Consider the following 12,970-nt stretch of genomic DNA (forward strand, 5'->3'; position numbering starts at 1 on the left):
TTCAGCTTTGGGGGTTGCCTGCTTCGCCGTCGATCAGCGATTCGCCGGGCTTCACGATGTCAAAGGAAACCGGCACCATCTCCAGCTTTACGTCGCCGTCCCGCGCGCTGACGCGCGTGTAGCAGCTGGTGTGCAGGTCGCCGGGTTCGGAGAAGTCTTCGCGATAGTGCGCGCCGCGGCTGTTCTCGCGCGCCAGCGCCGACACGGTGATGACCTTGGAGATGTCGACCAGGCTTTCAAGGTTGAGCCAGTCGTGCCAGGTCAGGTTGAAGCGCCGGTCGCCGTCCGCCACGCCGATATCGCGCAGGGCGGCGCGGTGGGCGGCAATGGCGTCAAGGCCATGTTCCATGGCATCCCGATTGCGCAGCACGCCCACGTCGTCCCACATCGTCTGCGACAGCGCATCGCGCAGTTCATGGATGCGTCCGGCGCGCCGCGAAAACGGGAACTCGGCGCGTTCGACACCGCGCGCGATGACCTGCTGGTCCGGATCGCGCCAGTGGCCTTCGCGGGCGACATAGGCGGCCATCGCATCGCCCGCGATGCCCCCGAACACCGTGGAATTGGCGACGCCGTTTCCGCCCAGGCGGTTCGCGCCGTGCACGCCGCCGCAGTCTTCTCCCGCGGCATACAGGCCCGGCGAGGCGGTCGAGCCATCCACATTGAATTCAACGCCGCCCATCAGGTAGTGCGCGGTCGGCACCACTTCGACCTTTCCGCCGGCCAGGTCGAATCCGCAGTCCTTGCATCGGTTGACCATGCCGGGAAAGGTCTTGGCGACTTTGTCCGGACCCAGATGGCTCATCTGGATGTAGACGCCGCCCATCGGGCCGGTGCGCCCCGCCCGCATTTCGGCGTAGATGCCGCGGCTGACCACGTCGCGCGTGGCCCGCTCGCCGCGCTTGTCGTAGTTCGTCATGAAGCGTTCGCCTTCGCCGTTGAGCAGGTAGCCGCCGGCGCCGCGCAATCCTTCTTCCAGCACCGTGCCGGTCATGCGTGTATCCGGTCCGCCCAGCAGGCCGGTGGGATGAAACTGCACCATCTCCATGTCCCTGAGCTTCAGGCCATAGCGCAATGCCATGGCCAGGCCGTCGCAGGTCTTGTCGCCGGACGGCGTGTGGTAGCGGTACATCGTCGGGCCGGCGCCGGTGGCCAGCAGAACGGCCTTGGCCTGCACGAAGCGATAGGTGCCCGCCCGCATGTCGATGAAGAGAACGCCCGAGATGCCCGATCCGTCGGCGGCCGGAATGAGCTCGATGGCGCGGTGCTCTTCAAGTTCTTCCACATCCAGCGCGCGCACCTGCTCCATCAGCCGGTTGATGATCTCGATGCCCGTCAGGTCCGCCTTGTGCACGGTCCGGTCAAAGCTCTGGCCGGCAAACGCCTTGGAGTGCAGCGATCCATCGGGATTGCGGTCGAAGAAGCAGCCGATTTCGTTTTCGAGTTCCCGCACGCGTTCGACCGCGCCTTCCACCAGCCGCCACGCCAGATCCTGGCGCGGCAGCCACTTGCCGCCTTCGATCGTGTCCATGAAGTGGCGCTCGACCGAGTCGCCCGCCGCCAGCGCGACGTTGTAGCCGCCCTGGACCATGCGGGTACAGCCGCATTTGCCAAGCAGGCCTTTCACGGTCACCGTCACTTTCAGCGAGGGGTTTGCCTTCTTCGCATGCAACGCGGCAAAGAGGCCGGCCCCGCCGGTGCCCAGCACCAGAATGTCCGTCTTGTGGTTTTCGATACGCATGTCAGATCACTCCGGCGATGAACGCCAGTCCGGTGGCCATCGAGATCGCAAATCCCCATCCGATCCAGGCAACGCGCGCGTCGCGCGGAGAGCGCCAGGGCAGAAGTTCCAGCGCAAGCAGGCGCAGGCCGAAGAACATGTGAAGCGTCAGCAGCAGGACCAGCCCCCATTCGCCGGCCTTCATCCACGGCATCTCCGCCAGCTTCAGGAAGGCGTCCAGCCTCGCTTCGTCCAGCGCCATTGCCAGCACGTAGAAGTGCACGGGAACGAACAGCGCCAGCGCCAGGCCGGAGAGCCGATGTCCCAGGAAGGCCCAGTACGCCCGGTGATTGCGTGCGGACTTCATCACGACAGCCCTCCCACCGCGGCGACCGCGCGCATGCCCAGGACGAGCAGCGCCGCGCCGAACGCCAGGCCGACGACGGAGGCGGCTGGCCGCCCGAGCTTGAGCCACTCGATCAGGATGTTGCGCAAGCCGATGGGGACGTGGACCGATACGCTGACCACGAACAGGCCGTAGAAGACGATCCACAGCCAGTTCCCCTCGGTGCGCGAGAGGATTTCGCCCGCGGTCAGGCCGCCGCGGACCGCATAGATCACCAGGCCGACATGCACCAGGACGAAGGGCGCCATCACCATTGCCGTAAGGCGCTGGAGCGCGAACAGACGGGCCTCCATGTCAGTCTCCCTTGAGCAGGCTGAAGATGGCGCTGCGTTTCAGCCCGGCAATGCTGCCGGTCGGGCTCAGGCTGACCGGACAGTGCTTCATGCAGCTGCCCTGCGTGTGACAGGAATTGCAGCCGCTGCCGGAGGTGGCCTTGTGCAGGACGTCCTTGGGATCGGCGTGCCGTTCGTCGTTGTAGAGCGTCCACGCGCGGTTCAGCGCCGCGGGACCCAGGTAGTCCTTGTCCCAGGAAACCACGTCGCAGGCGGCGTAGCAGACGCCGCAGTTGATGCATTCGATGGCCGCGTCGGCAAGCTTGCGTTGCTTGCTTTGCGGCAACACCTGTGCCGGCGGATCGTCGCGCGTGGCGGTGCCGATAAAGGTATTTCCGGCGCGTGCCCACTTTTGGAAGAACTCGCGCATGTCGACGACCAGGTCCTTGATCCGCGGCATGTTGCGCAAGGGTTCGATGACGATCACGCCGGCTTCTTCGACGCGGCTCACATGCGTGCGGCATGTCCAGCGCGGCGTGCCGTTGACGGTCATCGCACAGGATCCGCACACGCCGACGCGACAGGCGTAGCGGTAAGAGAGGCCGGGTTCCTGCGTTCGCTGGACTTCCGTCACCACGTCCAGGACGGTCTGGTTGTCACGCCACGGGACCAGGTAGGTGGAGAACTTGCCGTCCTCCGTGCCTCGCGAAATGCGAACCGTCAGTTGCTTTGGGTTCGCGGAGTGCTTCGTATCCATTTTCCGTCCTCAAGCGGCATGCTGCGCCCATGAACAGAATTCTGGAACTTGCGAATCTCTGAAGCAATACAGATTTGGTTGATATTTTTTGAACTTATTTCGGACGGCCCGAGGGGCGTCGCGTGGCGCTGCGGGGTTGCCGCGACGCGGTAGATTCAGCGGTTTGCGATGACGCAGTGCGTCAATGCCGCTTGCCGCGGTCTGTTATGGCGACGCCCGGCGCGGCAACCACCGCCAGAACACCCCGGCCGCGACCAAGCCTAACGTTCCCACCCCAAACGATGCGCCGCCCAGCGATAACAGCGCCGTCAGCGCCGACAACGCCACCGGCCCGCCGCTTGCGCCCAGATCGGCCATGAAGCGCCAGATGCCCAGGAACTGCGTGCGCGCGCCCGGCGGGGCGGCATCGGCCCCCAGGGTCATCACGATGCCCGAGCCGATGCCGTTGCCAAAGCCCAGCAGCAGCGACACCAGGATGAAGCTCGTCACGCCGCTGGTCAGCGGGATCGCCATCAGGCTCAGCCCCATCAGCAGCGTGCACGGCAGCGCCACCCACAGGCGGCCGCGCTGGTCCATCACCTTGCCCGCGGGATAGAACACGGACATGTCCACCGCGGCAACCAGCCCGTAGACGAGGGACGTGGTGGTGGCGTCCAGGCCGAGGTGGTCCGCCCAAAGCGGTATCACCACCTGACGCGATGCCCGCAGGGCGCTGATCAGCATCACGCCCACGCCCAGCGTGGCGTACACGCTGCGATGATCGCGCGCGACCTCGCCGATGCGGGCGCGCGGCTTGCCAGCCGCCTTGACGTGAACGGGTTCGATGTCCGGCGCCTTGATGGCGATGAATCCCGCGCCGAGCATCGCGCAGACGGCGATCCAGTACGCGCCATCCAGGCCCAGGAAGTGGATCAGCGCCGCGCCCGCGAAGGGGCCGATGAAAGTGCCGATCCGCGTCGTGCCGCCCAGCGTGGACAGGGCGCGCGCGCGGTAGGCCAGCGGCACGACCTCGATCATGTAGCTCTGCCGCGCCAGCTGGAATACCGATTGCGCGCATCCCTGCATCAGCATGGCCAGCGCCAGCACCCAGAGATGCGGCACGCCAATGACCAGCAGCAGTCCGGCCACGCTGAGCAGCGCGGCGCCGGCCATGGCGCGTTTTTCGCCGAAGCGCTCGGTGATGAGCGCCGACGGAATGTTCGAAAGCAGCGAGCCGACGCCGATCAGGGCGGCGATGAGGCCGGCGGCCGCGAAGGACGCGCCTTGCTCCCGCGCGGTGAGCGCGATGACGGGAAGGATCGCGCCGTTGCTGATGCCGTAAAGCAGCGACGGACCGAACGCCGGCACGGCGATCTGCTTCAGATTGAACGATTCGGGATGCGACATGAGGGGGGCGTGGGTGCGCCGGACGGCGCGGCGGTCATCGGTGCGGAATCCCGTGAGTGTATCGAAAGGTCCGGGTTTCTCCCTATTTGCATACGTATGCAAGGATTTGAAAGTGCCCTCCATCGAAGAACTTTCCACACACTTGCAGGACCCGAGACCATGATCCGTTATCTGAAGCGCGGCCGGACCGCCGCCGTCAAGACCGAAGACGACGCCAAGGTGCGCGCCACCGTCGAAGACATCATCCGCGACATCGAAACCCGGGGCGACGAAGCCGTGCGGGATTACAGCCGCAAATTCGACAACTGGGATCCGGCTGACTTTCGTCTGTCACGCGCCGAGATCGAGGCAGCGCGCAAGCAGTTGTCGTCGCGCGAGATCGAAGACATCGCGTTTGCGCAGAGCCAGGTGCGCAACTTTGCGCAGATCCAGCGCGATTCGATGCGCGACGTCGAAGTGGAGACCTATCCCGGCGTGGTCCTGGGCCACAGGCATGTGCCGATGAATGCGGTGGGCTGCTACATCCCGGGCGGCAAGTATCCGCTGCTGGCCTCGGCGCACATGAGCGTCCTGACCGCCAAGGTCGCAGGGGTCAAGCGCATCGTGTCCACGGCGCCGCCCTATCAGGGCAAGCCGCATCCCGCCATCGTGACCGCCATGGACATGGCGGGCGCGGACGAGATCCTGGTGCTGGGCGGCGTGCAGGCCGTCGTGGCAATGGCGGTGGGAACCCCCAGCGTGGCGCCTGTGGACATGCTGGTGGGGCCCGGCAACATGTTCGTGGCCGAAGCCAAGCGGCAGTTGTATGGCCGGGTCGGCATCGACCTGTTTGCCGGCCCCACCGAAACGCTGGTCATCGCCGACGACAGCGTGGATGGCGAATTGTGCGCGGTCGACCTGCTGGGTCAGGCCGAACACGGTCCGACGTCGCCGGCCGTGCTGCTGACGAACAGCGAACAGTTGGCCCGCGACACGTTGGCCGAGGTCGAGCGCCAACTGACCATCCTGCCCACGGCCGAGATTGCCGCCAAGGCCTGGGCCGATTGTGGCGAGGTCATCGTCTGCGACACGCTTGAGGAAATGCTCCAGGTGGCCGACGACCTGGCGTTCGAGCACGTGCAGGTCATGACGCGCGACCCGGATTACTTCCTGAACCGGATGACAAACTACGGGGCGCTGTTCCTGGGACCCCGCACCAACGTCAGCTTCGGCGACAAGGTGATCGGCACCAACCACACGCTGCCGACCAACCGCAATGCGCGCTACACGGGCGGGCTGTGGGTGGGCAAGTTTCTCAAGACCTGCACCTACCAGCGCGTGCTGACGGACGCCGCCAGCGTGACGATGGGCGAATACTGCTCGCGCCTGTGCCACATGGAGAACTTTGCCGGCCACGGCGAACAGGCCAACATTCGCGTGCGCCGCCATGGCAATCGTCCTGATTTGCCGTGGTATCAGCCGGTGGAGGCGCAGGCATGATGGCGCTACCCAAAGGACCGGACTTCCGGGTGGACGGACGCCGCGCCCTGGTGACGGGCGGCAGCGGCGGCATCGGACTGGCGGCGGCCGCCGCGCTTGGCCGGGCGGGCGCGCATGTCACGGTGGCGGCCCGGCGCGAGCCGGAACTGGCGCAAGTGTGCGAAGCCTTGCGGGCCGAAGGCATCGGCTGTGCGCCGCTGGTGCTGGACGTGACGGACGCCGCGGCCGTGGATCAGGCGGTCGCGTACGGCGAGCCCTTTGACATCCTGGTCAACAACGCCGGGATGAATCGTCCCAAACCGCTCATCGATCAGTCCGACGAGGACATCGACGCCGTGCTGGACCTGAACGTGAAGGCGGCCTTCTACACCAGCCGGGCCGTGTCGCGCCGCCTGCTGACCGAAGGCCGTGCCGGATCGATCATCAATGTGTCCTCGCAGATGGGGCACGTGGGCAGCCCCCGGCGCACGCTGTATTGCGCCAGCAAGCATGCGCTGGAAGGCATGACGCGCGCGCTGGCTTGGGAGCTGGGCGCCGCCAACATTCGCGTGAACACCGTGTGCCCGACTTTCATCGAAACGCCCATGACGGCGGGCATGCTGGAGCAGCCCGGGTTTCGGGACTGGGTTTGCGCGCGCAACGCGCTGGGCCGCGTCGGCCGCCTGGACGAGGTGATGGGCGCGATCGTGTTCCTGGCCAGCGATGCCTCCAGCTTGATGACGGGCAGCGCGCTGATGCTGGATGCAGGATGGACCGCGGCATGAGGACCGCGCCCCGTGCGCAAGACGTGGCGGATCTGGCGCAGGTGTCGCAGTCGGCCGTCAGCCGCACCTTCACGCCGGGCGCCAGCGTGTCCGAAGCCACGCGCCGCAAGGTGCTGGCCGCCGCGCAAAAGCTGGGCTATCGGCCCAACGCGCTGGCCCGCAGCCTCATCACGCGCCGCAGCCGCATCGTGGCGCTGGTGATGAGCTACCTGGAAAACCAGTTCTACCCGCTGGTCATCGAACGGCTGTCGCAGAAGCTGCAGAAAGAGGGCTACCACGTGCTGATGTTCATCGCCGAGGTGGACGAGGCGGCCGATGGCGTGTTGGCCGAGATTCTGCAGTACCAGGTGGATGGCATCGTGATGGCTTCCGCAATGCTGTCGCCCAACGTGGCGCGCAGTTGCGCCGAGGTGGGGGTGCCCGTGGTGCAGTTCAATCGCGTCTCCATCCTGGGCGGGCTGGCGCGCCACGCCAGCAGCTCGGTCACGTCCGACAACTACGCGGGCGGCCAATTGGTGGCGCGCCTGCTGGTCGAACGCGGCTATCGCCGCTTCGGCTTTCTGGCGGGGCTGGAGGATTCGTCCACCAGCATCGAGCGCGAACGCGGTTACCGCGACGCCTTGCGGGAACTCGGCCACGACGTCGCCTGCCGCGACGTGGGCCACTACGACTTCGATCTGGCGCAGGCCGCCGTGCGGCAGATGTTTGCCGCCGATCCGCCGGACGCGCTGTTTGCCGGCAACGATCACATGGCGATTGCGGCGCTGGACGTGCTGCGTCAGGAACTGGGCCTGCGCGTGCCCGAGGACGTGGCCGTTGTGGGGTTTGACGACGTCCCGCAGGCCGCGTGGGGCGCGTATCGCCTGACTACCGTGCGTCAGCAGGTCGAACCCATGGTGGACGCCACCGTCGACCTGCTGCGCGAACAGATGCAGGCCGAACTGCGGCCGCGCGACATCGTCGTGCCCTGCGGCCTGGTCGAACGCGCGACGGTCCGGGCGGGGCCCTGACACACGTTTTTTTCTTTTTTCCGGCACTACCCAAAAAAGCGCGCGCAGACCGCGCTCATCGACTCCAGGAGACAAACGCATGCGCAGCATTTTCGTCCGTACCCTGACCGCCATCGCGGCGATCGGGCTGACCGCCGGCATGGCCCACGCCCAAGGCGGCACGCCAGCCTGGCCCACCAAGAACATCCGGTACATCGTGCCGTTTTCGCCGGGTGGCGTATCCGACGGCGTGGCCCGCCTGATGGCCGAGCAACTGAGCGCCCGCCTGGGGCAGTCGGTCATCGTCGAGAACAAGCCGGGCGTGTCCGGTATCGTGGGCACGCAACTGGTGGCCCGCGCCGAGCCCGATGGCTACACCATTGTGGGCGGCACCATCACCACGCACGCCGTCAATCCGTTTTTCATCAAGTCGCTAGGGTACGACCCGGTCAAGGACTTCACGCCGGTCGGCTTGGTGGGCATGGTCAGCAATGCGCTGGTGGTGCGCGCCGACAGTCCGTTCAATTCGGTGCAGCAGGTGATCGACGCCGCGCGCGCCGATCCGGACGGCCTGACTTACGGCACGGCCGGCGCAGGCACGTCGCAGCATCTGTCGGGCCAGCTCTTCCAGTCCATTTCCGGCACGCGCCTGCGCCAGATCGTCTACAAGGGGGGATCGCAGGCAATGGTGGATCTGATCGGCGGACAGATCGACATGGTGTTCGAAACCGTCGCGGCCGCGCGTCCCATGATCGATGCCAAGCGCGTCAAGGTCTTGGGCGTGACCAGCGCGGCCCCGTTGGCGGACCTGCCCGGCGTCAAGCCGCTCGCCGAGCTGGGCGTGCCCGGTTTCGCGATGCAATCGTGGCAGGGCATCTTCGCGCCGGCCGGAACGCCCGCGCCGGTCGTGGACCGCCTGGGCCGCGAGATCGCGGCTATCGTCAACAGCCCGGACGTGCGCGCCAAGCTGCTGACGTTGGGCGTTGCGCCCGACGGCCGCGGTTCGGCAGAATTCTCGAAGTTCCAACGCAGCGAAATAGAAAAATGGGGCAAGGTGATCAAGGACGCCGGCATTCAGGCTGACTGACCCCGCCCCGACACAGGAGACTTGCATGACCGATCCCCGCTTCCCGCTGGACGGCCGCCTGCCGGACATGCTGCGCAGTGGCAAGCCGCTGCGTGGCCTGTTCAACGGACTGCCCAGCCCGGCCATCGTAGAGATGTGCGCGTATGCCGGCTTTGACTTCATCATCCTGGACAACGAGCACGGCAGTGCCGATTTGGGCATGACCGAACACATGCTGCGCGCCGCACGGGCCACGGGCATCGTGCCGATCGTGCGCTGCTTTGAGCACGACTTGCCGCGCATCCTGGACATGGGCGCAAGCGCCGTGCAGGTGCCGATGGTGGAGACCGCCGAGCAGGCGCGGCGTCTGGCCGGCATGATCCACTATCCGCCGGTGGGCCGCCGCGGCAGCGCCTTCAGTACGCGCGCGGCGGGTTACGGGGCTTTCGGCGGCGCAGGTCACACGCAGCGCAGCAATGACGGCATCGGCTTTATCGCCATGATCGAAACGCCCGAGGCCATTGCGGCGGCGGGCGAAATTGCGGCGGTGGACGGCGTGGATGCGGTGTTCATCGGGCCCAATGATCTGGCGCACGCGATGGGCCACGGCAGCGACTGGAATGCCGAACCCGTGCAACGCGCCATCGAGGCCGGGCTGCGCGCCATCGCCGGGGCCGGCAAGTGCTCGGGGATCATCGCGCTGACGCCGCAGGACGAGGAAAAGTACGGGGCAATGGGCGCGCGCTATTTTGCCAACGTGTCGACCAGCATCATCACCCGCGCGCTGGCGCAGGCCGCCTCTGCCGGGCGGGAGGCGAAGCCGCCCGCCTATTGACGGTATCCGGCCATCAGGCGATCAGCCCGCATTGCCGTGATACCCAAACCGGAAGCCGCCCAGCACGTAAGTGCGCACGGCCTCGTTGAAGGGGTAGGTGTAGGCCTGCCCCACCACGATCACGTGCGCCACGTTGGCCAGCACGCGGCGGCGCAGCGCCTGGCCGATCGATTCGTCATCGCGGCCGCCTTCCACGCGCGACATCTGCTGGAAGAGGTCGCTTTGCGTGACGCCGTTCTGCATGAACGAGAACGCGGTCCAGACGCAGGCCAGCGTCAGGACCAGCGCCAGGCCCGCGGCCCGCGTCGCGGTGCGCCCCGGCTGCTGGCCGGCGGGCGTGCGCAGCCAGACGATGAGCTTGACGATCAGGTACAGCAGCTTGCCGAAGTGGCCCACCGCGCCCAGCAATGAAAACAGCAGCGCGACGGGCGGCACGATCGCCGCGCGCGCGGCGTCTTCGCCCAGCTTGTAATGCTGGCCGCCGCGCGAAAAATCCGCGCTGCTCGCCGAAAAGCGCGGCAGGGCTTCGTCCACCGCGCGGTCCAGCATGCCGTCGTACAGCCGCTTGAAGCCGGCGGCGTCGGTGTAGTTGGGCGCGACGTTCATGGTGGCCGGCACCATCAAGGTCTGGCGCAGCAGCTTCTGCACGCCGGGCCGTGCCACGAAATCTTCGTACGACAGCCCCGGCGGGATGGCGTCGCCTTCGACGTGCACCGTGCGGCTGCGCATCGTTTTCCAGTATTGCTGCGCGACGGCTTCGTTGAAGGTGGCGCGGTCGTGCGGCTGCCAGCCTGCAGGCACGGGAATGCGCTTGCGCACGTCCTGCACCACGCGGCCCTGATAGCGGGCGGGCACGCTTTCCGGGGTCCAGCCGCGGCGCGACAGGTTGCGGCGGTAATCGCCCCAGGCGCGGTCCTGTTCGCGCGCAAGGCCGATGTCCGACGCCACCGGCACGCCCGCGTACTGCTTCCAGCGCTCGGCCACGGACTGCATCACGCTGGTGTAGACCTGGTGATACCCCCGAATGCCCGGCGCCGTCATGCGGACTTCGCGGTCATCGAAGGTGAAGGTCTTCATCTGGCGTTGCAGGTCGGTGCGGATGACCTGCCGCTTCTTGGGTTCGACCTTGTCGTCCAGGTTGTCGATGTTGGACAGCAGCACCTGGAACACCGCCAGGAACGCCTTGCCTTCGGGGCGCGCGTAGACGCCATCGTCGACCAGCCCATCCAGATGCAGGTCGCCCTGCACGAGCGATCGTTGCAGCAGTCCGGCGTTGGTGGCAACGCGGCGGAACTCGCCGTCGCGCGAGTCGACCAGCACGCTCACCATCATCTTGATGGCGCTGAAGACGAGCAGCGCCGTCACCACGCAGGCAATGGCAATCTTCAGGTACGACGGCCGGCCGCCGGTGGCAAGCCGCCGCGCCAGCATCAGTTGCAGCACGACCAGCGCCGCGGCGATGCCGGACAGGGTGCGGCCGAAGAATTCCAGCTCCTCGATGTCGTGCGGCGTCGCGCGGCTGCCCACCACATCGAGCAGCCGGGCGTTGAACCCGAGTTCAAAACTCAGGTAGATGACCGTCAGGACGATCAGGAAGAGGATCTGGCGAATCTGGGCTTGGCGCACGTTCAATCCCTCAGATCCAGGCGGGTCGAGGTGATTTCTTCATCGGGCAGATCCAGCTTGGCGGGCGTGCGCGATGCCGTGCCCGAACGGGCCGGCGCGGGCGTGTCGCCCGCCGGCACGCGCTGCGGGGGCGGTGGCACGACGCGGCCTGCGCTGGCCGCGCCGCTGGCCGTCTGGGTTTGCACCGCTGCGGGAGCGTCGGGGGCGGTGCGCCGGTTCGGCCGGTTGCCGCTGGCGGGCTTTGCCGCCTTGCCCGGCCGGGCGGCCGGCGCGGCGGGCGGCGGATAGACGCCATGCAGGCGGATCGAATCCATGTACCCGGGCGGATACAGCGACTCGTCGGCGAACGGCTTGGCGCGCGGATTCAATCCTGCCACCGCCTTCACGTTGCCGCGGCGCATGCGGCCGTCTTGCGTGTAGACGAAGCGTTCGATCGACGAGCCCTTGGGGAAGTCGAAAGTCAGGGCGCTGCGGTCATCCTGGACCAGCACGACCGGCCGGTCGCGGCAATTGCCCACGTCCCACGACAGCACGTCGGACCCTTCGATGGCCAGCACGCTGTAGCGGTAATCGCAGTTGCGGCGCTGGGTCTCGATCACGACCACCGTGCGCGAGCCGACGTTCTCGGTGCGCGCGATACGCGCCGATTCCACGTTGTTGATCGGCACCACGCGCTGGTTACCCGACAGCTTGACCGAGAAGTTCTTGCCTTCGCGCCGCAAGGTGCCCAGCCCGCCATCCTGCAAGGGAAACTGGCCGATCTCGGTGCCGAACAGGGCGGCGGTGTCCACCCCGTACACGAGGTTGCCCCGCGAATTGGTCTTGACGGCGCAGGCGGACAAGCCCGCCAGGAGCAGCACGCTGGCCGCAAGGCGAAGGAGCAACGAACGGGAATCGGACAGGCGCATCGACATCATGTTGTAGGCAGAAAAAATTGGCGCCTCTTGGGCGCCATTTTCATCAAAGCCCTGCAATGTATCGCAAAGTTACAACGCGGGGCCAGACTTCTTTCAATTGCGCGGCGCGGGCGCGCCTCAGTTGGCGGACTGCTTGAACTCCATCGACAGTTTGACCAGTTCGTGCACGCCATGGCGCACGGCCGACACGCAGCGCGCCGCGATGCCGCGCAGCAGCGCAAGGTCGGGCAGCGTGTCGGGGGCGGCCACGAAGCTCTCCACCGATGCCGACACGCGTGCGGGGCGGTCGGCGCTTTCGGGGGCCAGCGTCAGCTTGATGGCCTTGCAGCGGTTGTTCACGACGTTGATGACCTCCAGGAACTGGTCGCGCGTCAGGTCCAGTTCGTCGGCCTGCACGAAGCTGGGGTAGACCAGGCGCAGGAACTCGGGGTCTGCGTCGCTCAGGCTGAAGTACATGATGCCCAGATCGGGATGCTTGAAGACCACGTCGCCTTGATCGTCCTGGCTGGCGACCAGGCCCAGTTCTTCTTGCACGAGGGTCTGGTACAGGGCGGACAGCGGGGTAGGGGTGGACATGTTTGAAGGCTCCGTTCTTGATGGTGGGAAATATCGGCAGGTGGAAGTGGCGGTTTGCTTTCCAGCAGGCGGGGCTGAAAAGGCGAGCCCTTGACCATGGCTACGCGCCGATTCGGAAAAGGTTCGAAAAAAGTTGGGGCGAAGCATAAACCGGAACCCGAAATGGCAATCGCCAAA

13 protein-coding genes are annotated in these 12,970 nt (G+C 66.6%); 5 read left to right on the forward strand and 8 right to left on the reverse strand.

What is annotated here, in order from left to right; translation table 11 throughout:
- Position 1: 1 nt before the first annotated feature.
- The 5 genes from ASD87_RS20620 to ASD87_RS20640 all read right to left on the reverse strand — a co-directional run bounded on the left by ASD87_RS20620 (position 2) and on the right by ASD87_RS20640 (position 4,541).
- On the reverse strand, positions 2-1,741 hold the full coding sequence (locus ASD87_RS20620) for an L-aspartate oxidase (RefSeq protein ID WP_056325846.1): 1,740 nt from the start codon (positions 1,739-1,741) through the stop codon (positions 2-4).
- 1 nt (position 1,742) lies between these two features.
- Positions 1,743-2,087, reverse strand: coding sequence for a succinate dehydrogenase (locus ASD87_RS20625; RefSeq protein ID WP_056325848.1), 345 nt, complete (start codon positions 2,085-2,087; stop codon positions 1,743-1,745).
- Positions 2,087-2,419 carry a succinate dehydrogenase gene (locus ASD87_RS20630; protein ID WP_056325850.1) on the reverse strand — a complete coding sequence of 111 codons (333 nt, stop codon included), beginning with the start codon at positions 2,417-2,419 and terminating at the stop codon, positions 2,087-2,089. The genes ASD87_RS20625 and ASD87_RS20630 overlap by 1 nt, the downstream gene beginning before the upstream one ends.
- 1 nt (position 2,420) lies before the next feature.
- A complete protein-coding gene (locus ASD87_RS20635; protein WP_056325852.1) occupies positions 2,421-3,155 on the reverse strand; it encodes a succinate dehydrogenase/fumarate reductase iron-sulfur subunit in 735 nt (244 codons plus the stop codon).
- A gap of 204 nt (positions 3,156-3,359) precedes the next feature.
- Entirely contained in the window at positions 3,360-4,541 is a 1,182-nt protein-coding gene (locus ASD87_RS20640; protein WP_056325855.1) for an MFS transporter, read from the reverse strand.
- A gap of 159 nt (positions 4,542-4,700) precedes the next feature.
- Here ASD87_RS20640 and hisD point away from each other — a divergent pair, with 159 nt between their 5' ends.
- The 5 genes from hisD (at position 4,701) to ASD87_RS20665 (ending at position 9,674) form a co-directional block, all read left to right on the forward strand.
- Positions 4,701-6,020: a histidinol dehydrogenase gene (gene hisD / locus ASD87_RS20645; RefSeq protein WP_056325857.1), complete on the forward strand. Its 1,320-nt coding sequence runs from the start codon at positions 4,701-4,703 to the stop codon at positions 6,018-6,020.
- Positions 6,017-6,784 carry an SDR family NAD(P)-dependent oxidoreductase gene (locus ASD87_RS20650; protein ID WP_056325861.1) on the forward strand — a complete coding sequence of 256 codons (768 nt, stop codon included), beginning with the start codon at positions 6,017-6,019 and terminating at the stop codon, positions 6,782-6,784. The genes hisD and ASD87_RS20650 overlap by 4 nt, the downstream gene beginning before the upstream one ends.
- A complete protein-coding gene (locus ASD87_RS20655) occupies positions 6,781-7,794 on the forward strand; it encodes a LacI family DNA-binding transcriptional regulator (protein ID WP_056326023.1) in 1,014 nt (337 codons plus the stop codon). The genes ASD87_RS20650 and ASD87_RS20655 overlap by 4 nt, the downstream gene beginning before the upstream one ends.
- Before the next feature lie 79 nt (positions 7,795-7,873).
- Positions 7,874-8,860: a tripartite tricarboxylate transporter substrate binding protein gene (locus ASD87_RS20660; RefSeq protein ID WP_082586374.1), complete on the forward strand. Its 987-nt coding sequence runs from the start codon at positions 7,874-7,876 to the stop codon at positions 8,858-8,860.
- A gap of 25 nt (positions 8,861-8,885) precedes the next feature.
- Positions 8,886-9,674, forward strand: coding sequence for an HpcH/HpaI aldolase/citrate lyase family protein (locus ASD87_RS20665; protein WP_056325864.1), 789 nt, complete (start codon positions 8,886-8,888; stop codon positions 9,672-9,674).
- Positions 9,675-9,695: 21 nt separating this feature from the next.
- On the opposite strand, the gene ASD87_RS20670 is transcribed toward ASD87_RS20665, so the two are convergent.
- The 3 genes from ASD87_RS20670 to ASD87_RS20680 form a co-directional block, all read right to left on the reverse strand.
- On the reverse strand, positions 9,696-11,300 hold the full coding sequence (locus ASD87_RS20670) for a hypothetical protein (RefSeq protein ID WP_056326028.1): 1,605 nt from the start codon (positions 11,298-11,300) through the stop codon (positions 9,696-9,698).
- A gap of 2 nt (positions 11,301-11,302) precedes the next feature.
- Entirely contained in the window at positions 11,303-12,217 is a 915-nt protein-coding gene (locus ASD87_RS20675) for a hypothetical protein (RefSeq protein WP_227741294.1), read from the reverse strand.
- A gap of 117 nt (positions 12,218-12,334) precedes the next feature.
- Complete coding sequence (locus ASD87_RS20680; protein WP_056325868.1) at positions 12,335-12,793, reverse strand: hypothetical protein; 459 nt, start codon at positions 12,791-12,793, stop codon at positions 12,335-12,337.
- Positions 12,794-12,970: the final 177 nt, after the last annotated feature.

It is taken from the genome of Achromobacter sp. Root170 (assembly GCF_001428165.1).
Taxonomy (GTDB): domain Bacteria; phylum Pseudomonadota; class Gammaproteobacteria; order Burkholderiales; family Burkholderiaceae_B; genus Achromobacter; species Achromobacter mucicolens.

Excerpts from the sequence above, each read along its gene's own strand:
- ASD87_RS20630 (WP_056325850.1), bottom strand. The coding sequence starts at position 2,419 with ATGGAGGCCCGTCTGTTCGCGCTCCAGCGCCTTACGGCAATGGTGATG.
- ASD87_RS20675 (WP_227741294.1), bottom strand. The coding sequence starts at position 12,217 with ATGATGTCGATGCGCCTGTCCGATTCCCGTTCGTTGCTCCTTCGCCTT.
- ASD87_RS20625 (WP_056325848.1), bottom strand. The coding sequence starts at position 2,087 with ATGAAGTCCGCACGCAATCACCGGGCGTACTGGGCCTTCCTGGGACAT.
- ASD87_RS20620 (WP_056325846.1), bottom strand. The coding sequence starts at position 1,741 with ATGCGTATCGAAAACCACAAGACGGACATTCTGGTGCTGGGCACCGGC.
- ASD87_RS20665 (WP_056325864.1), top strand. The coding sequence starts at position 8,886 with ATGACCGATCCCCGCTTCCCGCTGGACGGCCGCCTGCCGGACATGCTG.
- ASD87_RS20635 (WP_056325852.1), bottom strand. The coding sequence starts at position 3,155 with ATGGATACGAAGCACTCCGCGAACCCAAAGCAACTGACGGTTCGCATT.
- ASD87_RS20655 (WP_056326023.1), top strand. The coding sequence starts at position 6,781 with ATGAGGACCGCGCCCCGTGCGCAAGACGTGGCGGATCTGGCGCAGGTG.
- ASD87_RS20650 (WP_056325861.1), top strand. The coding sequence starts at position 6,017 with ATGATGGCGCTACCCAAAGGACCGGACTTCCGGGTGGACGGACGCCGC.
- ASD87_RS20660 (WP_082586374.1), top strand. The coding sequence starts at position 7,874 with ATGCGCAGCATTTTCGTCCGTACCCTGACCGCCATCGCGGCGATCGGG.
- hisD (WP_056325857.1), top strand. The coding sequence starts at position 4,701 with ATGATCCGTTATCTGAAGCGCGGCCGGACCGCCGCCGTCAAGACCGAA.
- ASD87_RS20680 (WP_056325868.1), bottom strand. The coding sequence starts at position 12,793 with ATGTCCACCCCTACCCCGCTGTCCGCCCTGTACCAGACCCTCGTGCAA.
- ASD87_RS20640 (WP_056325855.1), bottom strand. The coding sequence starts at position 4,541 with ATGTCGCATCCCGAATCGTTCAATCTGAAGCAGATCGCCGTGCCGGCG.